Origin of the sequence: Paractinoplanes rishiriensis (assembly GCF_016862375.1) — a bacterium.
GTDB lineage: Bacteria > Actinomycetota > Actinomycetes > Mycobacteriales > Micromonosporaceae > Actinoplanes > Actinoplanes rishiriensis.
This window is the reverse complement of sequence record NZ_BOMV01000062.1, coordinates 23350-45390: the sequence shown is the minus strand read 5'-3', so window position 1 is coordinate 45390 and position 22041 is coordinate 23350. Positions and strand designations below refer to the sequence as shown.

Below are 22041 nucleotides of genomic sequence, written 5' to 3'. Positions count from 1 at the left end.
CTCCGGTTACTTGCCGAGGTCGGCGAGGTTCTCCTGGTACGGCTTGGCGATCTCGTCGAGGAACGCGGCGGGCGTCTTCGAGCCGCTGATCAGGCCCTGCACGCCACTCACCAGGACGTCGTAGTAGCCGGGCGCCGGCCAGTCCGGGTAGAACGCGAGCCCGTCCGCGCCGGAGATCTTGGTGAAGTTGTCGATCAGTTCCTTGTTCTTGGCGTCGGTGATCGCCGCCGGGTCGGCCGCCACCGGCACCCCGCCGCTGTTGCCCAGCAGGTTCTGCACCTCGGGCTTCATGGTGATGTCGATGAAGTCGTACGCCAGACTCTTGGCCTTGCTCTTCTCCGGCACCACCCAGAGGTTGCCGCTCGAACCCGGGTGCAGCCGGTTGCCCGGGAAGAGGAAGGTGCCCCACGGGAAATTCTTGACGTCGCTGACGAACCGGCCGTACCACCAGCTACCGGAGATCAGGATCGGATATTTGCCCTGGGTCCACGAGACGCCCATGTCCTCGGCCTTGATGCCGGCCGAGCTCTTGGCGATGTAGCCCTTGGCGACCCACTCGGCGAACGTCTGCGCGCCGTAGCTGAGCTGCGGGCCCTTGAAGTCGACCTGGTTCTTGTAGAGCTGGTAGTCGTCGACGAACGCCCGGTCGGCCTTGGCGAGGGCGAGCTCGTAGAAGATCTGCTGGGCCGGGTACTCGGCGCCGCCGACCGCGAGCGGGGTCTGCCCCTTGGCCACGAACGCGTCCATCACCTTGGTGAACTCGTCGAGCGTGGCCGGCACCGCGAGGTTGTTCTTGGCGAACAGGTCCTTGTTGTAATAGACCATCACGTACTCGCCGTAGTTCGGGATGCCGAAGAACTTCCCGCTGCCCATGATGCCCTGGTCGTCGTACTTGGCCGTGGTCTGCAGGCTGGCGCTGAGCTGCTTGTCCCAGCCGCGCTCGGCGGCCTCGGCGGTCAGGTCGGTGAGCAGGCCCTGCTTGGAGAGCAGGCCGGCGGTCGCGTTGCCCTTGTTGTACTCCATGATGTCGGGCGCGCTGTCCGAGTTGAGGATCATCTGGGCGTTCTGCTGGATCTGCTCGAAGCCCTTCTCCTCGAACTTGACCTCGACACCCGGGTGCGATGCCTTGAACAGCTCGATCGCCTTGGTCCAGGCGATGCCCATCGCGCTGGTCGGACCCTCGTAGTGCCAGAGGGTCAGGGTCTTGGCGTCGCTGCCCTCATCCTCCGGGCCACCACCGCTGCAGGCGGCCAGCGCGAGGGATGTGGCGAGCAGGAAAGCACCAGCGGCAACGCCGGAACGTGATCTGAACATGCCGTCCTCCGGGGTGGCGTCGGGGTTGTCGAAGCGCTTCGACGCAGCACTTTGGGAGACGCTATGGTTCGACGCATACCGATGTCAACGGTGTGCCGCGGAGATTTCAGAGCGCCCGGCTCGCCCGCTTCCGCTCGTACATCAGGGCGTCCGCGGCGGACACCAGGGCGTCCCGGTCCAGCGGGCGCCGCCGGTCGGCGATCGCCGTGCCGATGCTGACGTCGACCGCCACGAGGGTGCCGTCGATCTCAACCGGAATCCGCACCGCCTGCTCGACCCGGGCCCGCAGCGCCGGCAGATCGGCGTCGCCCGTGCCCGGGCACAGGATCACGAACTCGTCGCCGCCGAACCGGCCCACGGTGTCGTCGGCCCGGCCCTCGGCCAGCCGCTTCGCGACCGCCTGGAGCAGGACGTCGCCCGCCTGGTGCCCGAGCGTGTCGTTGATCGGCTTGAAGCCGTTCAGGTCGCAGAACAGGAGTGCGACGCTGTCCAGCCGGCCGTCGTGCACGGCCGCCAGCGCCTCGTCGATCTCCTCGAGCATCGCCCGGCGGTTCAGCAGCCCGGTCAGCTCGTCGTGCCGGGCGTGGTGGGCCAGCACCCGCTCGGCCCGCTCGCGCTGCCCGTTCAGCAGGCCCAGCCGGACCGCCACCAGCGGCACGGTGACCAGCGAGCCGACGCCGAACAGCAGCGGGTCGGCCGGGCGCCCGAGCATCAGCTGGATCAGGGCGAGCAGCGGGAACACCGTGAGCGCCAGGCCCAGGAAGGTGATGTTGGTCCAGTTCAGCTTGCGCCGCACCAGCCGGTCCGGCGCGGTGAAGTAGGCGACCGCCGGGTGCAGCGGCGCCGCGCCGAAGGCCAGGAACGCCGCGATCAGCAGTTCGGCCTGCCAGCCCCGGTCCGGCGAGCCCCGGTCCGGCGAACCGGCGGTGAGCACCGCCGTGGTGATCGCCACGAACGTCAGCGTCAGCGCCAGCAGCAGGTAGAGCAGGGTGGGCCGGCCCCGGCGGGCGGTCGCCGCGACCCGGATCAGCGAGCCGAACACGCCGCCGAGGCAGAGGATGTCGAGCAGGATGATCAGCTGGCCGTTCATCGGCGCACCCGCGGCCGCGAGCCGTGGCTGGAGCACCCACTCCCACAGCGGCGCGCTGGCGCACAGGCCGATGATGGCGGCGTCGATCACCCCGCCCGGATCCCGCGCCGCGTGCCGCATCACCAGCAGCACCGCGGCCATCAGCAGGAACAGGTGCGCGCCGGCGATCGACATGTCGGCGATGCCGCCGCTGGCGTGGCCCAGGTCGTCCGGGAAGTAGCGCGGCCAGATCAGCTGCATGACCGCCTGGAGCATCAGGCCGGTGACCGCGATGGTCCAGGCCACCCGGTCCATGGTCGGGGTCAGCCGCATCGCGACGAACACACCGGCCGTGGGCAGCGCGATGATCGAGAAGAAGACGACCGCCTGGACGGCCGGGCCGGAGAGTGCGTGCACGATAATCGCAACGGTCGTCACCAGGACGAATCCCGCGAGCACCAATCGGCCGCGCACCTGACCTCCGCCCGTCGCCGGCACCGTCGTCTTCCGGACTATCGGCGGTGCTGATACCCGCCTGAGCAGTTCACTCCCGCGGCGGCGCGCAGCTCTCGCGTTCCACCAGGGTCGGCGGCAACAGCCGGATCTGCTCGGTGCTGCGGCCGTCGAGCAGCTTCATCGCGGTCTCCACGGCCAGGCCGCCGACATCGTGCGACGGGATGTCGACCGAGGTGAGCGGGATCGGCATGGCCAGCGCCACGTCCCGCGGGCAGACCGCCACCACCGAGACGTCCGCGGGCACCCGGCGGCCGGCCGTCCGCAACTGGTCGAGCAGCGGGCGCAGCGCCTCCTCGTTGTGCACCACGAGCGCGGTCACCCCGGGCAGTTCGGCGTCGATGTCGGCCAGGCAGGTGCGCACGCCGTCGTGGCCGGGCTCGCACGGGTGGGTCATGGTCTCCAGCCCCAGCTCCGCGGACTCCTCGGCGAACCCGGCCAGGAACCGCTCGGCGTAGCTGGTGCCCCGGCGGTAGACCGCGGGCGACGGCCCGACCAGCGCGATCCGCCGGTGGCCGTGACCGGCCAGGTGCCGCAGCGTCTCCCGGGCGGCCGCCGCGAAGTCGAGGTCGACGCAGACGATCCCGTCCGGGTCGGCGGGCAGGCCGATCAGCACTGACGGCTGCTTGAGCCGCCGCAGGGCCGGGATGCGCAGGTCGTCCTTCTCGACGTCCATCACGATCAGCGCGTCCACCATGGTGCTGTGCGCCACCCGTTCCAGGCCCGCGGTGCCCTCGTCCTTGGTGAGCAGCAGCACGTCGTGGTTGTGGGTGCGGGCCGCGGTGACCACCGCGGTGGCGAACTGCATGATGACCGGTACGTTGACGTCCACCCGCAGCGGCACCACCAGGGCCAGTACGTTGGTCCTGCTGCTGGCCAGCGCCCGGGCGCCGGCGTGCGGATGGAAACCCAGCTCGGCGATCGCCGCCTGCACCCGTTCCCGGGTCTGCGCCGAGATCGGCCGCCGCCCGCTGAGCACGTACGACACCGTGCTGGGCGACACCCCGGCCGCCCGCGCGACATCGTTGATCGTCGCCATTCGCACCTCCCCTCGCGTCCGCATCCGTGGATCCTATGCGTCTAGGGTCTGTGTCGACGTGGGGGCCGGAGCGAGGGGAGGTCCAGGTGTCGTCTGGGTGTGCGCCGAGGGCGCCCGGATACCGGGGTTGTATCCGGTTGTCCGCGGCGCGCGGCCGGGCGGCGGCTGGGCCACGCCGCAGCCCGTCTCCCACGTCGACACAGACCCCGGGTTCGGACCATGAGTGACGGGACGCCCGGCTGGCTGCCGGACCGGGTGGTGGCCGCCGAGCGGGAGGTCTCGGCGACCTTCGATCTCACCCGGTGCATGCGCGAGCCGATCCACCGGCTGGGCGGCATCCAGTCGTACGGTGCCCTGGTCGCGGTGCGGTCCGGCCGGGTCGTGGTGGCCAGTGCGAACGCCGCGGACGTGCTCGGCGTGCCGGATCCCGCCGGTCAGCCGGTCGAGCGGCTGCTGAGCGCCGCCCACCTGGCGACGCTGAGCGGGCTGGTCGACGCGGACGCCGGGCCGAGCGCGACCATGCCGGTCGAGATCGCCGCGGACGACGGCGTGCGCCGGTTCGACGTGACCGTGCACCGCTCGGACGGGCTGCTGGTACTCGAGTTCGAGCCGGCCCAGGACGCCCGGGAGTTCGCCGCCTTCTACGCCCCGGTGCGGCAGGCGCTGATGCGCCTGCAACGGGCCGGCACGGTGGCCGAGGCGTGCCGGGCCGCGGTGACCGAGGTCCGGGCCATCACCGGGTACGACCGGGTGGTCGCCTACCGGTTCGAGTCAGCCGACGGACCGGGCGAGGTGATCGCCGAGGACGTGGTGGCCGGCGCCGAACCGTGGCTGGGCCTCTGGTTCCCGGCCACCGACATCCCGCCCCAGGCGCGCCGGCTCTACGAGCGCAACTGGATCCGGGTCATCGCCGACGTGGACGACGCCACCGCGCGGCTCGAACCGCCGGTGCTGCCGGAGACCGGCGAGCCGCTCGACCTGTCGATGTCGGTGCTGCGCACGGTCTCGCCGTTCCACCTGGAGTATCTGCGCAACATCGGGGTGGCCTCCTCGATGTCGGTGTCGCTGCTGTCCGACGGCCGGCTGTGGGGGCTGATCGCCTGCCACGGCAACGGCGTGGTGGTGCTCAGCCCGCAGGTCCGGGCCGCCTGCGAGTTCTTCGGGGTGGCGCTGTCCCTGCACCTGGCGGCGCTGCGCGAGCACGACGAGTCGGTGGCCCGGGAACACTCCCGCACGGTCATCGCCCGCCTGCTCGAACGCATCTCGGCCGGTCCGGCGGTGCGGTGGACCGAGAGCACCGCCGAGCTCACCGGGGTGATCGGCTGCGACGCGGTCGTCGTGCAGACCGGCGACGCGGTGACCGTGCACGGCGCGCACCCCGGCCCCGAGGCGCTGGACGCGCTGCTGGGTGCGCTGCCGGCCGGGCCGTGGCACAGCGACCGGCTCGCCGAGGACCTGCCGGCGCTGTCCGCCCACTCCGGCGCGCTGGCCGGCGCACTGGTGCTCCCGTACGGCATCAACGGGGACCGGATGATCTGGCTGCGCGGCGAGCGCACGGTGTCCCGGCGCTGGGCCGCCGACCCGAGCGAGCCGGTCACCCTGGGCCCGCACGGCCGCCGGCTGACCCCGCGCGGGTCCACCGCGGTGTTCCTGGCCTCGGTCCGCGGCCGCGGCCGGCCGTGGTCGGCCACCGACCTCGCGATGGCCGTCGAGCTGGGCCGGGCGATCACCGGGATCGCGGTGACACATGCCCGCCGGCTGACGCTGCTCAACACCGAGCTGACCCGCAGCAACGTCGACCTGGACGCGTTCGCGCACGCGGCGGCGCACGACCTCAAGGAGCCGCTGCGCGGCATCGCCAACACCGCGACCTTCATCGCCGAGGACGCCACCGGGCTCGACCCGGTCACCGCCCGCCGGCTGGCCTCGATCCAGCGGCTGGCCGAGCGCATGGACGAGCTGCTCAACGCGCTGCTCTACTACTCGCGGCTGGGCCGCACCGAGCTGTCCCGCCAGCCGATCGAGCTGCGGGCCGCGGTGCGGCGCGCGCTCGAGGTGGCCGGGCCGCGGCTCGACGAGGAGTCGGTCGAGGTCGGCCTGCCCGAGCCGGGCGTCACCGTCGCGGCCGACCCGGTGCTGCTCGACCAGGTGCTGGTCAACCTGCTGGTGAACGCCGCGAAGTACCGCCGCGCGGAGAAGCCGCGGCGGGTCGAGGTGAGCCTGGCCGACGGCCCGGTGCCGGTGCTGGTGGTCCGCGACAACGGCATCGGGATGCCGGCGCACCTACGGGAGCAGGCCTTCGAACTGTTCCGGCGGTTGCATCCGGCGGCCAGGGACGCCGAGGGCTCGGGCGCCGGGCTGGCGATCGTGCGGCGGATCGTGGAGCGGCACGGCGGTCAGGCATGGGCCGAGGAGTCCCCCGGCGGCGGCACCACGATCCGCGCGTCCTTCCCGCGCCAGTAGTCCAGCGTGAGGCCAGGGGTCGGTCGGGCCATCGGGCCAACGCTGGATCCAGCGCAACATCCCGAGGTCAATTACGGCTTATCGACCACGCTGCAACCTGCGGAATTTAGCGTTGTCCGCGCTGTGGCCGAGCGCTCTGGACTGGGCTCGACCGAGCAACCACTTTCCTGATCCGGTCCGCGGGAGCCGATCGTGACGTATCCGCCGCAGTATGACCAGAACCATCAGCCCGCCAGCGGCCCGCCGCACAATGGGCCGCCGGAGCACCAGCAATACGGCCAGCCGCAGGGGCAACCTCCGCCCGGCGGCCAGCAGGGCTACCCGCCGGCCAACGCAGCCCCGGCAGCGCCACAGGGACACGGTGAGGCGCAGGGCTACGCGCAGTACGGCGGTTCACCTGGTTACCAGCCACCTACGCCCGAGAAAAAGAAGCGTAAGAAGTGGCCGTTCATCGTCGGCGGCATCGCGCTGATCATGATCCTCGGCTGCGTCGGGATCTTCGCTCTATTCGGGTGGGGCGCCAGTGAGGTCGCAAAGGACATGGGCGCCAACGCGGACGGCAAGAACGCTGTGGCTGGGGAGATGAACAAGCCAGCGACAGACGGGAAATTCCAGTTCACCGTCACGGACCTGAAATGCGGCGTAGCGCAGGTTGGCTCGAAAGACTTCGGCGAGCAGGCGCAGGGTGAGTTCTGCCTGGTCGGCGTCGCCATCAAGAACGTCGGTACCAGCGCTGAAGCCTTCAGTGACGTGTCGCAAAAGGCATACGACGAGAAGAACACCGAGTACTCCGTCGACTCCGGCGCGGCTGCCGGCGCCAACAACGGGGCGAACATGTTCCTCGAAACCATCAACCCCGGCAACACCGTCAAGGGGAAGCTCGTCTTCGACGTTCCCCCGGGCACCAAGCTAACGTCCATCGTCTTGCACGAGTCGATGTTCACGGCTGGTGTTCGGGTGTCGCTGAGCTAGCGTCCCGAGGCTGGTCCGAGCAGCAGGAGCGAACGGCTGGTCACTCCTGGTTAGCGTTTGCCTGTTCATGGCGGCCGCGCCAGTAGTCCAGCGTCTGGCTCAGCACGCTCTGGAACAGTGCGAAGTTGAGCGGCTTGTAGATGTAACTGTCGGCGCCGGCCGCGTAGCAGGCGTCCGCCTCGGCCGGTTCCTCGGACGACGTGAACACCACGACGGTGAGATCCGCGAGGCCGTCATGGCGGCGGATCTGCTTGATCACGTCCAGCCCGCTCTCGCCCGGCATGTTGAGGTCGAGCAGCAGCAGCCGAGGTCGGTCGATGCCGGCCGCCAGCCGGGGCAGCACCTCGGTGCCGGAACGGAAGAACTCGACCCGCAGCCCGGGATGCGAGCGGCCGATGGCCCGGCCGATCGCCTCGACGTCCTCGTCGGAATCCTCGACCACGAAGATCAGGTCAGCGGCCTGGTCCCCCATCGTGCGTCCCCCTTGCGCGGATCGCCAGCACGGCGATGTCGTCGGCGCGGGTGCCACCGTACGCGGCCGAGGCGAGGCTCAACTCGTCGACCAGGGAGTCCGGCGGCGCCTCGCGGAGCCGGTCCAGCGTTTCCCAGAATGCCCGCTCCTCGAACATGCGGCCGGTCCTGTCGCGGCACTCGGTCAGCCCGTCCGTGAAGATCAACAGGGTGTCCCCCGGCGCCAGGTGCAGGCGCGACCGGCCGAGCTTGGGCTGGGCCAGGATGCCCAGCGGTACGCCGCCCCCGCGCCCGGCCTCCGCCGGCCCCTCGCGGCGCAGCACCGCCGGTGCCGGGTGCCCGGCCGAGGTCCAGTCCACGGTGAAGCCGCCGGCGGCCGGCCGGATCAGAGCCACCCCGGCGGTGACGAACCGCCACGAACCGTCCAGGAGCAGCCGCCCGTTGAGCCGGCTCATCGCCCGCTGCGGCGACGCGCCCTCGCCGAGCAGCGCGCCGAGGGTGTGCCGGGCCATCCCGGTCAGCGCGGCCGCGTCGACACCCCGGCCGCAGACGTCGCCGATCATCGCGGCCACCGCGCCGCCGGGGCGCACCACCACGTCGTAGAAGTCGCCGCCGACCTCGAGCACCTGGTCGCCGACCGTGTAGGACGCCGCCAGGTCCAGGCCGTCGACGGCCGGCAGCCGGGTGGGCAGCAGGTGCTGCTGCATGGTCACCACCTCGCGCCGGCGCCGCTCGTAGAGCGCGCTGTTGTCGATGGCGAGCGCGGCCCGTGACGCGATGTCGCGCAGAAATGCCAGCGGCGGGATCTGGTCGGCGCTGCGGTCGAACAGGAAGATCAGCACGCCGATCACCCGGCCGCGGGCCCGCAGCACCTGGAGTTCCACCGACCGGGTGGCGAGCATCTCGGCGTCGAGCGGGCCGCCGCGGGCCGCCGCGCCGGAGATCGCGCCGGCCGCCAGCGCGGTGAGGTGGCCGAGCACCGCGGGGTCGTCCAGCAGGGCCGAGAGCCGGCGCATGTCGACGTGCACCGAGCTGCGCAGCACCGGCTTGTCGTCCTCGGTGAGATAGACCAGGCAGCCCTCGGCGATGGCCGGCACGGTCATCCGCGGCACCCGGTGCATGGTCTGACTGGAGTCGAGCACGGCGTCCATCTGCAGCGACGCCTCGGCCAGCAGCGCGTCGCGGGTCTGCATCTGCTGCTCGGCGCGGCGGGCGACGAGCCGGCGGATCGCGTCCCGGGTGACGTCGACCACCTGGTCGAGGCAGGCGGCCACCAGCGCGGTGTCGGCGGTCTCGTCCAGGCCGACCAGGAACGTGCCGGACGCCTCGCCGTCCACGTCGAGCCGGGCGGTGATCACCTCGGTGACGCCCTCGGCCCGCAGCGCCTCGGCCGCTCCGGGGTCACCGGCCGCGATCTGCTCGGCGACCTTGCGGTAGTCGCCCTGCAGCGGCAGGCCGGACCAGCGGTACTCCAGGATGCTGTCGTCGTCGGCGTGCCGCAGGCCCCAGGCCAGCCGGACCCCGGGCAGGGTGCGCAGCGGCGGGAGCACCAGGTCGGCCAGTTGATCACGGACCGTGATGGCGGCGACGGAGGTCCACAGGCGGTGCAGCATTCCCGCCCAGCCCAGGACAAACTCCGACATTCGCGCACCCCCTCCGACGCCGCGGGCAAGTATTGCCCGCTACTTGCCGCCGGACAAACAACGGGTCCGGGCCCCGTGACGCGGGACCCGGACCCATCGTCTCAGAGGCGCTCGGGTGCCGGGACCGTCCGGACCGGTACTCCGCCGCGCTGGCTGCCCACGACCACCAGGCGCGGGGTGGACACCGTTGCCGGCCCGGTGGCGATCACGGCCATCGCGAGCGCGTTCCGGCCGTCCTCGCGCAGCAGCCCGGCCGGCAGCACGAAGTCGGTCTGCGGGCCGATGTCCGCGCCGTACTGTCCCAGTTGCCACCCGTTCAGGTAGAAGATCACCCGGTGCCCGGCCGGCGGCGGCCCGTCGAACCGCAGCGCCACCGACGTGTCCTGGCCCTTCGGCAGGTCCAGCCGGAACCCGGTGCGCAGCCAGGTCACCCCGGCCGGGACTGTGGCGGCGGCCCGCGCCCAGGCGCGGTCGTCGAAACCGGGCAGGCTCCAGCCGGCCCGCTCCCCGTACAGGCCTCCGTTGTTCATCCCGCCGCGGGCCGGATCGATCCGCCCGGTGCCCTGGATCCGCCAGGTGATCGGCGCCGTGGCGCCCTCGACCAGGCCACCGACCAGCCCGCGCGGCTGCCGGAACCGGTTGTCGTCGGCGGTCCAGTCGTCGTTGTGGCCCATGTTCTGCACCAGCACCGACAGCACCGCCGGCTTACCGGCCTCGAGCAGGCCGGCCGGCACGGTGAACCGGCCCGGTCCCGGGTTCGGGTTGCGCGGCTCCTCCGAGTCCAGTTCCACGCCGCCGGCCGCCGAGCCGAGGTACTGCCCGTTCAGCCAGACCAGGTAGTTGCCGCGCTTGCCGGTGATGGCGTTGAGCGACACGGCCGTCTCGCCGCCGGACGCGGTGAACCGGCCCCGGTACCAGACGCTGCCGGTATGGAAGCCGTACTCGTCGCTGAACAGCACCGGCAGCGTCACCGGCTGGAACAGGCTGAGGCTGGTGTCCTTGCCGGCGACGGTCCAGCGGGAGTCGTCGAAACCGGGCGCCGCCTCGGGCGCCTCGGCGTGCTGCCGCCAGCCGGACAGCGCCGGCAGGTGCACGGCGCGCGGCCCCGGCAGGCTGCCCAGCAGCGAGCCGCTCGCGGTCCGCCGGGCGGTGGCAACCGGCGAGCCGTTCACCGAGATCGCCCGGGCGTCGGCGAAGACCTCGACCGGGCCGGCCGCCGCGGTGTCCGCCCGCAGCGCCGCGACCCCGCGCGACACGGTGGCCGAGCGCAGCAGGTCGGTGCCGCGTACCAGGACCGGACCGGCCGCGGTGTCGGCCCGCCAGAACTGCGCGGCGGTGGCGTCGGTGCCGAGCAGGAGTAGCAGCGGCCGCGGTCCCCCGCCGCTGACCAGCACCCGGGCCAGGCCCTGGTGGGTGTAGTCGAGCCGCAGGTCACCGGTGGCCGGGTCGTACGACGTGCGGACCTTGCCGTCGAGCACGGTCACCCGCGGCCGCGCCGGGTAGCGCAGGATCGTGGTGCCGGCCGTGCCGTCCCGGCCGTACAGCAGGGCGATGTCGCGGCCCGCGACGGTCTCGTGGGTCATGATCTCGGACGTGCCGGTGACCAGGTGCTGGCCGCCCATCCGATAGCCGCCGACGAGCACCTTGGCGTCGTGCCCCGGCAGCGTCACCGGTAGTGCGTGACCGCCCCAGTTCAGGGTCGACGACACCTGGTCCACGCCCTCATTGCGTACCAGGACGAATTGGGTTTGATCGTCGGGGTTGATCCGGGCCGCCGTGTTCAGTCCTTCGGCGGTGGGTGCGGTCGTCACGTCGGTCTTGGTCAGCGAGCCGGCCGCCGCCCGCAGGAAGTAGCCCTGCCGCTTGTACTCCTGGTACTTGTCGGTGAGCTGGCGCGCCTCGGTGATGGCGGCGCCGTAGTCGTACGAGGTGTAGACGTCGTTGGGCTGCGCGAGCCAGCCCCAGTTCGTGCCGCCGTAACCCATGTAGTAGCTGAGCGCGGTCGCGCCGCTGAGGATGAGGTTGCTCTTCGGGAAGTACCGGGTGTAGTCGACGCCGGTGAGCTCGCGGCACTTGTCGTAACCGGCGTTGTTGAGGTCGATGGCGCCGCCCTGGTACTCGGCCGCATAGACCGGCGAATCCTCGCGTACCCGCTCAGTGATGCCGGTGCCCCACGGACCCCACACCTTCCCGGCGTTGGTGCAGTCGAAAGACTGCGGGTAGTCGTCGACCCCCGGGATCTGCACGGCGCCCAGCCCCGACGCCCAGGTCGAGCTCCAGTCGGCGGCGTCGCAGCACAGATTCGTGGTGATCGGCACGTCGATGCCGGCCGCCCGGGCCAAATCCTGAAGATCTTGCATGTACGCGGCGTCGGTGTTCACCGCGTACTCGTTCTCGACGTTGTAGAGCAGGACCGAGCCGCCCCGGGTGACCTGATGCTCGGCGATGATCGGGTTGATCTGCGCCAGCCACTCACGGTAGGCGGCCGTGTAACCCGGCGCGCTGCTGCGCGCGCGGCCGGGCACCGTCTTGAGCCAGGCCGGGAAGCCGCCGCCGCTGGTTTCGGCATTGATGTACGGGCCGGGGCGCACGATGGTCCACAGGCCCACCTCGTCGGCCATCCGCAGCAGCCGGTCCACGTCGCGCACGCCGGTGAAGTCGTACACGCCGGGCTTCGGCGAGTGGAACGCCCAGTCGAAGTAGAGCGAGATCGCGTTGAACCCGGCCGCTTTCTCCTTTTCCAGGATGTCCCGCCACAGATCGGGACTCGGCAGCCGGAAATAGTGGAACTCGGCGGCCTGCACCAGGATCCGGCGGCCGTCGAGCATCAGCGAGTACTTGTCGTAGGTGACCTTGTGTTTAGGGACCTTGTGTTCGGTGGCGGCCGCCGCGGGCGAGGCGGCCAGGCCGGACCCGGCCATGACCAGGACGAGGGCAAGCAGGACGCGGCTGAACTTCATGCGAGGCCTTTCGCGGTCGTCGGTGTCCCGCCCGCCGGCTGACCAGGCCGGCGGGCGGGTTCCCCTCTCACCGAATAGAGAATGTGAACGGGCTCGGCCCGTCGCCGGACACGAGGTGGACGTCGTGCCGGCCACAATTCGGATCGGGCATTCGTCGAAGCGCTTCGATATCGGCGGCATGTCCACGTTAGATGCGCGGCGATCCGGTGTCCACAGTCTCCCAACGGCTGCCGGAAGTATCGATGACCGTCATCCCGCCGGGGGACGCCGCGAACGCCGGGTTCACCCACCACGTGGATCCTGGCGGCCGTGACGATCGAGCCCTCCGCCTCGCGCGGCGCCACGATCATCAGATCCGCGGACGGGTCGAACGGGTAGCCCCGCCTCCTGCCCGTTCCGGCGCAACGGCGTCCGCCGTTTCCCGTCAACGCGCAACGTGTCGCACCATGACTTCACCGAGTCAATGGCACGGCTCCGGACTCGCTCCGCTCCCAGCCCGATTTGCCGAATCCGCCTCAGAAATCGCCGACCGATCAGCCAAATCCCCAGCCGGCTCCCCAGCCAGGCGAGATCACGAATCCCCAGCCGACACCAACCCGGACGAGATCGCAGGTGAGCACGTACCCACCCCGATCGGCCGAACCCCAGCTGGAACCGAGCCGGACGAGATCGCCGATCAACCCGCGCCAGCCACGATCGGCCCGATTTCCAGGCCCCCCGGCGAGATCGACAGGAGCACAGGTCGCGCCCCCACCAGCCCCTCGATCTTGTTGAATTCGCGCCGCGCCAGAACGACAGTCCCACAAGATTGCTGCCCGACTCCGGCCCCACATCGCAACCCTGTCGAATTAGCGCGCCCGCGGAACTGTCCCGCAGAACGACAACTCCACAAGATCACCCTGCCATGAATCGATTCCCGACGATGTGGAATTGCGGCATCAAAACGACCCGAATTCCACGAGATCGCGACCGCCGGGGCGGCACGGACGAGGCGGGCCGGCAAGCGAGGCCGGGGCAGGACTACGAGCGAGGCCGGGGCAGGTCAGCGAACAACGCCGCGCGAGCGGCGGCGTCACCCCCGAAAGCCACCGGCTCAGCGACCAGACCGCCCGCCGAGCCGGACAAACCCGGGAAACAGGACCAACCCCCCGCGGACCCCGATGCGCCCGAAGACCGGAGAACCGAACCACCCCGAAATCGGAAGCACTCCAGGAAGCCCAACCCCCGCCCACCCCGAGTGGCATAGCACGGCGGGATGGAAAAACTCGTATCTGTTTCGATCAATGTGAATACTGCTACCGTCCGGTATTGAGAAAGTGACAACCGTCACTGTCTTGCGGCGTCGAGAGGGACGGTTACATGGAACTTCAGCGCATCTCAAGGCGGATGCTGGTGGGCGCCGGCACCGCCACGCTCGCGCTCGGGATCATCGTCGCCGCGGGCGGGTATGCCACCGCGGCACCGGTCACCGGTGAGATCCGCATGGCGGGGTCGGCCAAGGCGGTCGCGGGCAGCTACATCGTGGTGCTCAAGGACGGCACCGTGTCGACCGTGAACACGCGGGCCGGCAAGCTGGCCGGCAAGTACGGCGGTGCGGTCCGGGACGTCTACTCGGCAGCCATCCCGGGCTTCGAGGCCAAGATGTCCGAGGCCGCGGCCAAGCGCCTCGCCGCCGACCCGGCGGTCGCCTACGTCGAGCAGAATCAGACTGTTCAGATCCAGGCCACCCAGAACAACGCGACCTGGGGCATCGACCGGATCGACCAGGCCAACCTGCCGCTCAGCACGACGTACACGTACAACTTCACCGGGTCGGGCGTCACCGCGTACATCATCGACACCGGAATCCTGACCACCCACAGTGACTTCGGCGGGCGGGCAGCGCACGGGTACGACTTCGTCAACAACGACAGCAACGCCACCGACTGCAACGGGCACGGCACGCACGTGGCGGGCACGGTCGGCGGGAACACCTACGGTGTGGCCAAAGCCGTGCGGCTCGTGGGCGTACGGGTGCTCGGCTGCACCGGCGGCGGCACCACCGCGGGCGTCATCTCCGGCGTGAACTGGGTGACCCAGAACGCCCAGAAGCCGGCCGTGGCCAACATGAGCCTCGGCGGCGGCGCCAGCACCACGCTGGACACCGCGGTGCGCAACTCGATCGCCGCCGGCATCAGCTACGCGGTGGCCGCCGGCAACAGCAACACCAACGCCTGCAACTCCTCGCCGGCCCGGGTCCCGACCGCGATCACCGTGGGCGCGACCACCCGGACCGACGCGCGGTCGTCGTTCTCGAACTACGGCAGCTGCCTGGACATCTTCGCGCCGGGCACGTCGATCACCTCGGCGTGGTACACCACGACGACCGCGACCAGCACGATCAGCGGCACGTCGATGGCCTCGCCGCACGTGGCCGGCGCCGCCGCCCTGGTCCTGCAGGCCAACCCGTCGTTCACCCCGGCGCAGGTGGCCTCCTGGCTGACCACCAACGCGGTCGCCAACAAGGTGACCAGCCCGGGCACCAGTTCCCCGAACCGTCTGCTCCAGACGCCGCGATGACGGCACAGCACTGATGACAGCGGTGGGGGCGGCGAGGCCGTCCCCACCGCTATCGTTGCGGTCGATGACTACCGCCCCGCGCAGCAACGACTGGCACGACCCGCAGTGGCGGGCGACCGCCAATGAGTGGTTCGCCGCGACCCTGGCGGCTCTGGGCACCCCGGCGACCGGCCCGATCGAGGAGGTCCGGGTGCGGCCCTGGTCGGTGACGCATCGCGCGCCGACCGCGGCGGGTCCCCGCTGGTTCAAGGCCAACACCGCGGAGTGCGCGTACGAGGCCGGTCTCGCCACCGCCCTGGCCGGCTGGCTGCCCGGTGCCGTGCTGGCCCCGCTCGCCGTCGACACCGCGCGCGGCTGGCTGATCACCGCCGACGCCGGGCCCACGCTGCGCGAGGTGATCGACCCGGACCGGCTGGTGGAGACCTGGGCGGACATGCTGCGGGCCTACGCCCAACTGCAAAGATCATTGACCGTACGCGCGGACGACCTGGTCGCGCTGGGCGTCCCCGACGTACGTGTGCCCCTGTTGCCCGCCCACCTGCGTGACCTGCTCGCCGACCCGGACGTCCGCGAGGCCCTCGGCCCGGACCGGATCGCGGCGCTGGAGTCCACCGAGTTCGAGCGGTGGTGCGCCGAACTCGCCGCCGACGGCCTGCCCGCGTCGCTGCAGCACGACGACCTGAGCGACGCCAACGTCTTCCCCGAGCCGGACGACGGTTTCCGCTTCTTCGACTGGGGCGACGCCAGCGTGGCGCATCCGTTCGGGGTCCTGCTCGCGTCGCTCTCGTCGGCGGCCTGGTTCCTGGGCGTCGACCGCGACGCCCCCGAACTGGTGCGACTCCGCGACGCGTACCTGGAATCCTGGTCGGACCTCGGCACCCAGCGTGAGTTACGGCGCTCGGCGACGCTGGCCTGCCGCGTCGGCCGCGTCTCCAAGGCGCTGGCCTGGCAGCGTGCGCTGCGTGACCCGGCCCTCCCGGTCGGCGACGACTTCCGCACCGCCGTCCCGGACTGGCTCGCCGAGCTGCCGAAACCCGCGATTGTCTAGGGCTGGTATCCGGTCCGGTCCGCCTCGGTGATCGGCCGCAGCACCCGGGCCGGGTTGCCGGCCGCGATCACCCCGGCCGGTACCGAACGGGTGACCACGCTGCCCGACCCCACGATCGAGCCGGCACCGATCGTCACGCCCTGGTTGATGACCACGTCGCCGCCGACCCAGACGTGGTCGCCGATCGTGACCGGCTTGGCGTAACAGCCGCCCGCCACCCGCTCGGCCGCGTCGATCGCGTGATTGCTGGTGTAGACACCGACCCGCGGCCCGAACAGGACGTGGTCACCGATCGTGATGCCGCCGCCGTCGAGCAGCACGCAGTCGAAGTTCGCGTAGAAGTGGTCGCCGACGCTGATGTTGAAGCCGAACTCGCAGCGGAACGTCGGCTCGAAGTGGCAGCCCTCGCCCACCGCCCGCAGCAGCCGCCGCAGGATCGCCTCGCGCTCCGCCTGCGGCCGGCCGAAGCTGTCGTTGTACCCGGTGGTCAGCAGCACGGTGTCCTGGCGGGCCTGGACGAGTTCCGGCGTGAGGTCGTTGTACATCCGGCCGGTGAGCATGTGCGCGCGCTGCGATTCGAGAGTCACCTCGTGATCATCGCAGGCGCCGCGAGCGCCGACTGGGTAGGTTGAGGGGGTGACCGATCGCGTACGAGCCGAGCTGCACCGGTCCGGCGGGTTCGCCGGCCGCGCCGTCCACGTGCGGGCAGACTCCACCCAGCTGCCTCCGGCCGACGCGGCCCGCCTGGTCCAGCTGATCGAGGCGATCGACCTGGGCCGGCTCGGCACCGCCCGGCCGCCGCTGCCGGCCGGCGCCGACCTGATGAGCTACGAGCTGACCATCGAACGCGGCGGCCGGCGCTGGCACGGTTCGGTCGCCGATCCCGCGGTCCCGGCCGAGCTACGCCCGCTCATCGAGTTCCTGACCACGCTGCCCTGATTCAGGGCTGGCCGGGCCGGGGCTGGCCGGGCCGGGGCTGGCCGGGCCGGCCATCGCCGCCAGCCGCTGCGCCATCCGGGCCGCGGCCTCGCGCAGCTCCGGCGGCTCCAGCACCTCGGCCTCGAACCCGAGCCGGGCCACGTGCACGGCCAGCCAGTCCAGCTGGTCGCCGCCGGAGATCAGCACACACCACTCGTCGCCGTCCTCCTCGACCCGCCCCACCTGCGGCGGCACGAACTCGCGTACCCGGTCTGCCGGTGCATGCAGCCGCACCCGGGCGACGTACCGGTACGGCGACTCGGCCACCGCCCGCTGCACGTAGGCCACCGGGTCCGGGTGCTCGCGCGGCCGGAACCGCCACGTGGTGGCCGTGACCTCGCGCATCCGGTCGAGCCGGAACGTGCGCCAGTCGGCCCGGTCGACGTCCCAGGCCATCAGGTACCAGCGCCGGCCGGTGGTGACCATCCGGACCGGCTCGACCGTGCGCTCCCGGTCGGCGCCGCCGCGCCCCGCGTACGAGAACCGCACCCGCACCGCGTCCCGGCAGGCCCGGGCCAGCGTGACCAGCAGCTCCGGATCGATCTGGGCGGCCGGGACGGTCAGCGTTTCGGTGGCGCCGTGCACCGCGCGCACCTCGGCGCGCAGCCGGGCCGGCATCACCTGATCGAGTTTCGCGAGCGCCCGCAGTGCCGCCTCGCCCGCGCCGGCGACCGTGCCGCCGGACGCCAGCCGCAGCGAGACCGCGGTCGCGATCGCCTCGTCGTCGTCCAGCAGCAGCGGCGGCAGCCGGGTGCCGCTGCCCAGCTGGTAACCGCCGCCGACGCCCGCGGTCGCGTGCACCGGATAGCCGAGCGTGCGCAGCCGCTCCACGTCCCGGCGCACCGAGCGGTCGGTCACGCCCAGTTCGGCGGCCAGGTCGGCGGCGGTCCAGGACGGCCGCCGCTGCAGCAGCGCCAGCAGCCGCAACACCCGCTCGGTGGTCGCCTCCACGCTCATGGACCCCATCGTTTCACCAATCTAGGAACGATCCTGTCCGGTATTGCGGGCAAGATGGGATCATGACCGACCTGACCTGGAACGATCAGCTCCGTGACCAGCTCGACTGGCACTGGACCAAACAGTTGCGGCCGAGGCTCGACGGGCTCACCGACGACGAGTACTTCTGGGAACCGGTGCCCGGCAGCTGGAACGTGCACCCGCAGGCCACCGGTCCGCCCACCATCGACTTCGCGTTCCCGGAGCCCGACCCGCCGCCGGTCACCACCATCTCCTGGCGCCTGGCCCACGTCATCGTCGGCGTGCTCGCGATGCGCAGCGCGTCCCACTTCGGCCGGGAGAAGACCAACTACGAGATTTTCCCGTACGCCGCGACGGCCGCCGACGCTCTGGCCCAGCTCGACACCGAGTACGCGGCCTGGCTGGCCGGCGTGAAATCGCTCGGCGAGGAGGGCCTGGCCCGCCCGTGCGGCCCGGCCGAGGGCGCCTACGCCGACTACCCGATGGCCGCGCTGGTCCTGCACATCAACCGCGAGATGATTCACCATTTGGCCGAGGTCTGCCTGCTGCGCGACCTCCGCCTGGAGAGGAACTGACATGGCCCGCGACATTCAGATCACCATCGACTGCGCCGACCCGGCAAGCCTGGGCGCCTTCTGGGCCGAAGCCCTCGACTACCAGGTCCAGGACCCGCCGCCCGGCTTCGACTCGTGGAAGCAGGCGCTGGTAGCCATGAACATCCCGGAGGAACGGCACAACGACGCCAACGCCGTGGTCGACCCGGCCGGCACCGGCCCGCGCGTGTTCTTCCAGAAGGTCCCCGAGGGCAAGCAGGCGAAAAACCGCGTCCACCTCGACGTGCGCGCCGCACCCGGCCTGGCCGGCGACGACCGGATGGCGGCCCTGGAGACCGAGGCCGACCGCCTGATCAAACTGGGCGCCACCCGCATCGAACGCCACGAGCCCGCTCCCCCACTGGCCGCCGGCCACATCATCATGGCCGACCCCGAGGGCAACGAGTTCTGCCTGGACTAGCTTGGGCGGCATGGCTGCGAAAAAGGTTCTGTTCATCGGTGGCAGCGGCATCATCAGCTCGGCCTGCGCGCGGCTCGCCGTGCAGCACGGGATCGAGCTCTACCTGCTCAAGCGGAGCGACGGTGGTCCGCGGCCGGTGCCCGAGGAGGCGACGGTGCTGCGCGGCGACATCCGGGACCCCGCCTCGGTCAAGGAGGCCCTCGGCAACCTGACCTTCGACTCGGTGGTCGACTGGGTGGCGTTCACCCCGCAGCACGTTCAGGCTGACGTCGACCTGTTCCGGGGGCGCACGGGTCAGTACGTCTTCATCAGCTCGGCGTCGGCCTATCAGACGCCGCCGGCCCGGGTTCCGGTCGTGGAGTCGACGCCGCTGCGGAACCCGTTCTGGCGGTACTCCCGGGACAAGATCGACTGCGAGGATCTGCTGGTCGCCGCGTACCGGGAGGACGGGTTCCCGGCCACCGTCGTCCGGCCGTCGCACACGTACGACCGGACGAGCGTGCCGCTCGACGGCGGCTGGACCGCCCTGGGCCGGATGCGCCGGAACCAGGAGGTCGTCGTGCACGGCGACGGGACGTCGCTGTGGACGCTGACCCACCACGAGGACTTCGCGAAGGGCTTCGTGCCGCTGCTCGGCCACCCGCGCACGATCGGCGAGGCGTTCCACATCACCTCCGACGAGGCGCTGACCTGGAACCAGATCACCGAGGCCCTCGGCGCCGCGCTCGGGGTCGCCCCGCGCATCGTGCACGTGCCCTCCGACGCCATCGCCGCCGCCGACCCGGACTGGGGCGCGGGCCTGCTGGGCGACAAGGCGCACTCGATGATCTTCGACAACGCGAAGCTGCGCTCCGTGGTGCCCGGCTACCTCGCGACCATTCCGTTCGAGCAGGGCGCCCGGGAGATCGTGGCCTGGTACGACGAGGACCCCGCCCGGCAGGTCGTCGACGAGCGTCTCGACACGGTGATGGACCGGCTGGTCGCCGCGTACCGGCCGGCCCGGTGAACTGAACCGTGGGTGGGGTGCCGGCTGACCGGCGCCCCACCCTCTTCCGCTAGCTGTTGCTGACCAGGCTGTAGTTGTCCGTCGTCACCTCGCCGACCGCGTCGAGCGTCAGCCCGAAGGTGACCGCGCGGGTGCCGGCCGGCACGGCCGGGGTGGTCCAGCTGCCGGTGGTGTACGCGGCGCTGGCCGCGAACGCCGGGCTCTGCGTCCACCACGACCAGTTGCCGCTGGTGTCCTGCCGGTACACGGTGAAGAACGTCGGCTGGGTGCCCTTGTAGGACACCGACAGCGTCAGCGTCTTGCCGGGGCTGACCAGCGGCGCGCAGTTACCGGCGTCCCAGCCGGGGATCAGCTTCGCGTCGCCGTCGGTGCGGCTGGTGAGTTCCAGCTTCTGCGCGTACGAGCCGTGTGCCGCGTCGGTCACCCGGGTCCACACCGGCGTGTTGGCGCCGTAGCCGGTTCCCGTCCAGCAGTGCGGGAACCCGTCCGTCCCGTTCGTCTCCAGCGACGGGTTGACCAGGGCGTTGACCCCGTCCGGCGCGGGGCCGAGGGGGTGGTCGGCGAAGCCGTAGTCATCGGTGGTGAGCGTGCCCACGCTGTCGATCGTGAGACCGAAACTGATCGCCACGGCGGCGGTCGGCGGTGCCGGGGTCACCCAACTGGCCTGGGTCCAGCTGCCCTGGGCGGCGAGCCGAGGGCTCTGCGTCCAGTAGCTCCACTGGCCCACCTCATTGCGCTGGTACATCGTGAAGAACACCGAGACGTCCGACTTGTACCAGGCGCTCACCTGGTAGGTGCGGCCCTGTGCCACCTGGATCGAGCAGTGCCCGAGGTCGAACCGCGGGATCAGCTTGGCGTCGCCGTCGGTCCGCGCGGTCACCTCGATCCTGGAGGCGTACGTGCCGGTGTGCGCGTCGGTCACCCGGGTCTGTGTCACCGTGTTGGTGCCGTAGCCGGCCGAGTTCCAGCAGTCCGGCAGGTTGGCGTCGTACGGGCTGACCGTCTCGAGCGACGGGTTGCGGACCGTGTTCACCCCGGGGTCGCCCGGCGGCGCCGGCGCGGTGGGGGTGACCGCCGCCTGGACCGTGCCGCCGACCACCTGGTGCACGGTCTTGACCGTGGTGCCGATCAGCACCCGCGGCTGCAGCCAGTCGAGGAAGTCCTCGAACACCGCCGGCGAGATGGACTCGGCCGGGCAGTTGGTGGCGCACAGGTGGTGCAGGTTGAACGGCAGCCAGCCGCCGACGATCTCGGCCCGGACCACCGACTCCTTGAGCTGGGCGAGCGTCGTGGCGGTGGTGACGTCGTCCGGGGTGCGGACCGCGTAGGCGTCCAGCGGCGGCACGGTCTCCGCGGCCGGGCAGTCGGTGCAGTCGGTCGCGTTCCAGAGGTCGCCGACCGCGCGGGCGGTGTTGTACCCGCAGTTCTGGGCCACGACCTTGATGTCGTTATCGAAATTGGCGAATGGATAAGCAAACGATGTCGCCGAATATCCCCAGGACAGCAGCTGGTTTCGATCGGCGCAGATCTGCCTGTTCTGTTCCGCCGAGACCAGCGTGGTGAGGTCCTGGTGACTTACCGTGTGACCTCCGATTTCATGTCCGTTGGTTTCAAGTTCATCTAATTGAGCACGGGTCATGTAACCCGATTGGCCGACAAACGACGAGTTGACATAGAACGTTCCGACCATGCCGTGCTGCTCGAGCAATTCCTGCCCGGTCAGCTGGTCGGTGACGGCGTCGTCGAACGTGAACGTGACGGCGAGCGGTTTGAGCAGGGATGCCTGCGCGGCCGTCGGTGCGGCGAGTACGACGGAGACGAGCATCGCCGAAAACCCGCATAAGGCCAGCTTACGGCCCCAATGGGAAGCCTCTTTCATGGTCACGGCTCCTCGGCTGTGACGGGCGGTGTGGACTGTGCCAGGTTGCACGACCAGTACCGCTGGGCAAGTAGCAGATATCTGACAGTGGGTCGAATGTGGACACAATGGGGGTGAACCTGCAACACCGGCAAT

Annotated in this window: 17 protein-coding genes; 8 read left to right on the top strand and 9 right to left on the bottom strand. The window is 70.9% G+C overall.

Annotated elements, in window-relative coordinates; all coding sequences use genetic code 11:
* Positions 1-6: 6 nt before the first annotated feature.
* The 3 genes from Ari01nite_RS29505 to Ari01nite_RS29495 all read right to left on the bottom strand — a co-directional run bounded on the left by Ari01nite_RS29505 (position 7) and on the right by Ari01nite_RS29495 (position 3935).
* The gene (locus Ari01nite_RS29505) at positions 7-1314 is read right to left on the bottom strand and encodes an ABC transporter substrate-binding protein (protein ID WP_203785480.1); all 1308 of its coding nucleotides are present in this window, start codon (positions 1312-1314) and stop codon (positions 7-9) included.
* A 106-nt stretch (positions 1315-1420) separates the two neighbouring features.
* Entirely contained in the window at positions 1421-2857 is a 1437-nt protein-coding gene (locus tag Ari01nite_RS29500) for a GGDEF domain-containing protein (RefSeq protein WP_203785479.1), read from the bottom strand.
* Positions 2858-2927: 70 nt separating this feature from the next.
* Positions 2928-3935, bottom strand: a complete 1008-nt coding sequence (locus Ari01nite_RS29495; RefSeq protein ID WP_203785478.1) for a LacI family DNA-binding transcriptional regulator — start codon at positions 3933-3935, stop codon at positions 2928-2930.
* Between the two features lie 219 nt (positions 3936-4154).
* Here Ari01nite_RS29495 and Ari01nite_RS29490 point away from each other — a divergent pair, with 219 nt between their 5' ends.
* Both Ari01nite_RS29490 and Ari01nite_RS50155 read left to right on the top strand, forming a co-directional pair.
* Positions 4155-6398 (top strand): ATP-binding protein, encoded by a 2244-nt coding sequence (locus Ari01nite_RS29490; RefSeq protein WP_203785477.1) that lies wholly within the window; start codon positions 4155-4157, stop codon positions 6396-6398.
* Positions 6399-6590: 192 nt separating this feature from the next.
* Positions 6591-7370, top strand: coding sequence for a DUF4352 domain-containing protein (locus tag Ari01nite_RS50155; RefSeq protein ID WP_239163127.1), 780 nt, complete (start codon positions 6591-6593; stop codon positions 7368-7370).
* Between the two features lie 40 nt (positions 7371-7410).
* On the opposite strand, the gene Ari01nite_RS29480 is transcribed toward Ari01nite_RS50155, so the two are convergent.
* The 3 genes from Ari01nite_RS29480 to Ari01nite_RS29470 form a co-directional block, all read right to left on the bottom strand.
* Positions 7411-7842 carry a response regulator gene (locus Ari01nite_RS29480; RefSeq protein WP_203785476.1) on the bottom strand — a complete coding sequence of 144 codons (432 nt, stop codon included), beginning with the start codon at positions 7840-7842 and terminating at the stop codon, positions 7411-7413.
* Positions 7823-9484: a PP2C family protein-serine/threonine phosphatase gene (locus tag Ari01nite_RS29475; protein WP_203785475.1), complete on the bottom strand. Its 1662-nt coding sequence runs from the start codon at positions 9482-9484 to the stop codon at positions 7823-7825. The genes Ari01nite_RS29480 and Ari01nite_RS29475 overlap by 20 nt, the downstream gene beginning before the upstream one ends.
* 101 nt (positions 9485-9585) lie before the next feature.
* Positions 9586-12444, bottom strand: a complete 2859-nt coding sequence (locus Ari01nite_RS29470; protein ID WP_203785474.1) for a beta-galactosidase — start codon at positions 12442-12444, stop codon at positions 9586-9588.
* Positions 12445-13803: 1359 nt separating this feature from the next.
* Between Ari01nite_RS29470 and Ari01nite_RS29465 the strand changes: the two genes are divergently transcribed.
* The gene (locus tag Ari01nite_RS29465) at positions 13804-15003 is read left to right on the top strand and encodes a S8 family peptidase (protein ID WP_203785473.1); all 1200 of its coding nucleotides are present in this window, start codon (positions 13804-13806) and stop codon (positions 15001-15003) included.
* A 64-nt stretch (positions 15004-15067) separates the two neighbouring features.
* Positions 15068-16051: an aminoglycoside phosphotransferase family protein gene (locus Ari01nite_RS29460; protein ID WP_203785472.1), complete on the top strand. Its 984-nt coding sequence runs from the start codon at positions 15068-15070 to the stop codon at positions 16049-16051.
* On the opposite strand, the gene Ari01nite_RS29455 is transcribed toward Ari01nite_RS29460, so the two are convergent.
* Positions 16048-16638, bottom strand: a complete 591-nt coding sequence (locus Ari01nite_RS29455; protein WP_203785471.1) for a sugar O-acetyltransferase — start codon at positions 16636-16638, stop codon at positions 16048-16050. The two genes, Ari01nite_RS29460 and Ari01nite_RS29455, sit on opposite strands and share 4 nt — an antisense overlap.
* Before the next feature lie 49 nt (positions 16639-16687).
* Here Ari01nite_RS29455 and Ari01nite_RS29450 point away from each other — a divergent pair, with 49 nt between their 5' ends.
* Positions 16688-16990 (top strand): protealysin inhibitor emfourin, encoded by a 303-nt coding sequence (locus Ari01nite_RS29450; RefSeq protein WP_203785470.1) that lies wholly within the window; start codon positions 16688-16690, stop codon positions 16988-16990.
* On the opposite strand, the gene Ari01nite_RS29445 is transcribed toward Ari01nite_RS29450, so the two are convergent.
* Complete coding sequence (locus tag Ari01nite_RS29445; RefSeq protein WP_203785469.1) at positions 16952-17986, bottom strand: helix-turn-helix transcriptional regulator; 1035 nt, start codon at positions 17984-17986, stop codon at positions 16952-16954. The genes Ari01nite_RS29450 and Ari01nite_RS29445 overlap by 39 nt on opposite strands.
* Before the next feature lie 62 nt (positions 17987-18048).
* Between Ari01nite_RS29445 and Ari01nite_RS29440 the strand changes: the two genes are divergently transcribed.
* From Ari01nite_RS29440 to Ari01nite_RS29430, 3 genes are read left to right on the top strand one after another with little or no spacing between them, the layout of a single operon-like run.
* On the top strand, positions 18049-18582 hold the full coding sequence (locus Ari01nite_RS29440) for a DinB family protein (RefSeq protein ID WP_203785468.1): 534 nt from the start codon (positions 18049-18051) through the stop codon (positions 18580-18582).
* A 1-nt stretch (position 18583) separates the two neighbouring features.
* Positions 18584-19021, top strand: coding sequence for a VOC family protein (locus Ari01nite_RS29435; protein ID WP_203785467.1), 438 nt, complete (start codon positions 18584-18586; stop codon positions 19019-19021).
* Between the two features lie 10 nt (positions 19022-19031).
* The gene (locus tag Ari01nite_RS29430) at positions 19032-20027 is read left to right on the top strand and encodes an NAD-dependent epimerase/dehydratase family protein (protein WP_203785466.1); all 996 of its coding nucleotides are present in this window, start codon (positions 19032-19034) and stop codon (positions 20025-20027) included.
* Between the two features lie 49 nt (positions 20028-20076).
* On the opposite strand, the gene Ari01nite_RS29425 is transcribed toward Ari01nite_RS29430, so the two are convergent.
* Complete coding sequence (locus tag Ari01nite_RS29425) at positions 20077-21852, bottom strand: polysaccharide deacetylase family protein (protein ID WP_203785465.1); 1776 nt, start codon at positions 21850-21852, stop codon at positions 20077-20079.
* Between the last annotated feature and the right edge of the window lie 189 nt (positions 21853-22041).

Excerpts from the sequence above, each read along its gene's own strand:
- Ari01nite_RS29475 (WP_203785475.1), bottom strand. The coding sequence starts at position 9,484 with ATGTCGGAGTTTGTCCTGGGCTGGGCGGGAATGCTGCACCGCCTGTGG.
- Ari01nite_RS29505 (WP_203785480.1), bottom strand. The coding sequence starts at position 1,314 with ATGTTCAGATCACGTTCCGGCGTTGCCGCTGGTGCTTTCCTGCTCGCC.
- Ari01nite_RS29435 (WP_203785467.1), top strand. The coding sequence starts at position 18,584 with ATGGCCCGCGACATTCAGATCACCATCGACTGCGCCGACCCGGCAAGC.
- Ari01nite_RS29490 (WP_203785477.1), top strand. The coding sequence starts at position 4,155 with ATGAGTGACGGGACGCCCGGCTGGCTGCCGGACCGGGTGGTGGCCGCC.
- Ari01nite_RS29440 (WP_203785468.1), top strand. The coding sequence starts at position 18,049 with ATGACCGACCTGACCTGGAACGATCAGCTCCGTGACCAGCTCGACTGG.
- Ari01nite_RS29425 (WP_203785465.1), bottom strand. The coding sequence starts at position 21,852 with ATGCTCGTCTCCGTCGTACTCGCCGCACCGACGGCCGCGCAGGCATCC.
- Ari01nite_RS29465 (WP_203785473.1), top strand. The coding sequence starts at position 13,804 with ATGGAACTTCAGCGCATCTCAAGGCGGATGCTGGTGGGCGCCGGCACC.
- Ari01nite_RS29460 (WP_203785472.1), top strand. The coding sequence starts at position 15,068 with ATGACTACCGCCCCGCGCAGCAACGACTGGCACGACCCGCAGTGGCGG.
- Ari01nite_RS29445 (WP_203785469.1), bottom strand. The coding sequence starts at position 17,986 with ATGAGCGTGGAGGCGACCACCGAGCGGGTGTTGCGGCTGCTGGCGCTG.
- Ari01nite_RS29495 (WP_203785478.1), bottom strand. The coding sequence starts at position 3,935 with ATGGCGACGATCAACGATGTCGCGCGGGCGGCCGGGGTGTCGCCCAGC.
- Ari01nite_RS29430 (WP_203785466.1), top strand. The coding sequence starts at position 19,032 with ATGGCTGCGAAAAAGGTTCTGTTCATCGGTGGCAGCGGCATCATCAGC.
- Ari01nite_RS29470 (WP_203785474.1), bottom strand. The coding sequence starts at position 12,444 with ATGAAGTTCAGCCGCGTCCTGCTTGCCCTCGTCCTGGTCATGGCCGGG.
- Ari01nite_RS29480 (WP_203785476.1), bottom strand. The coding sequence starts at position 7,842 with ATGGGGGACCAGGCCGCTGACCTGATCTTCGTGGTCGAGGATTCCGAC.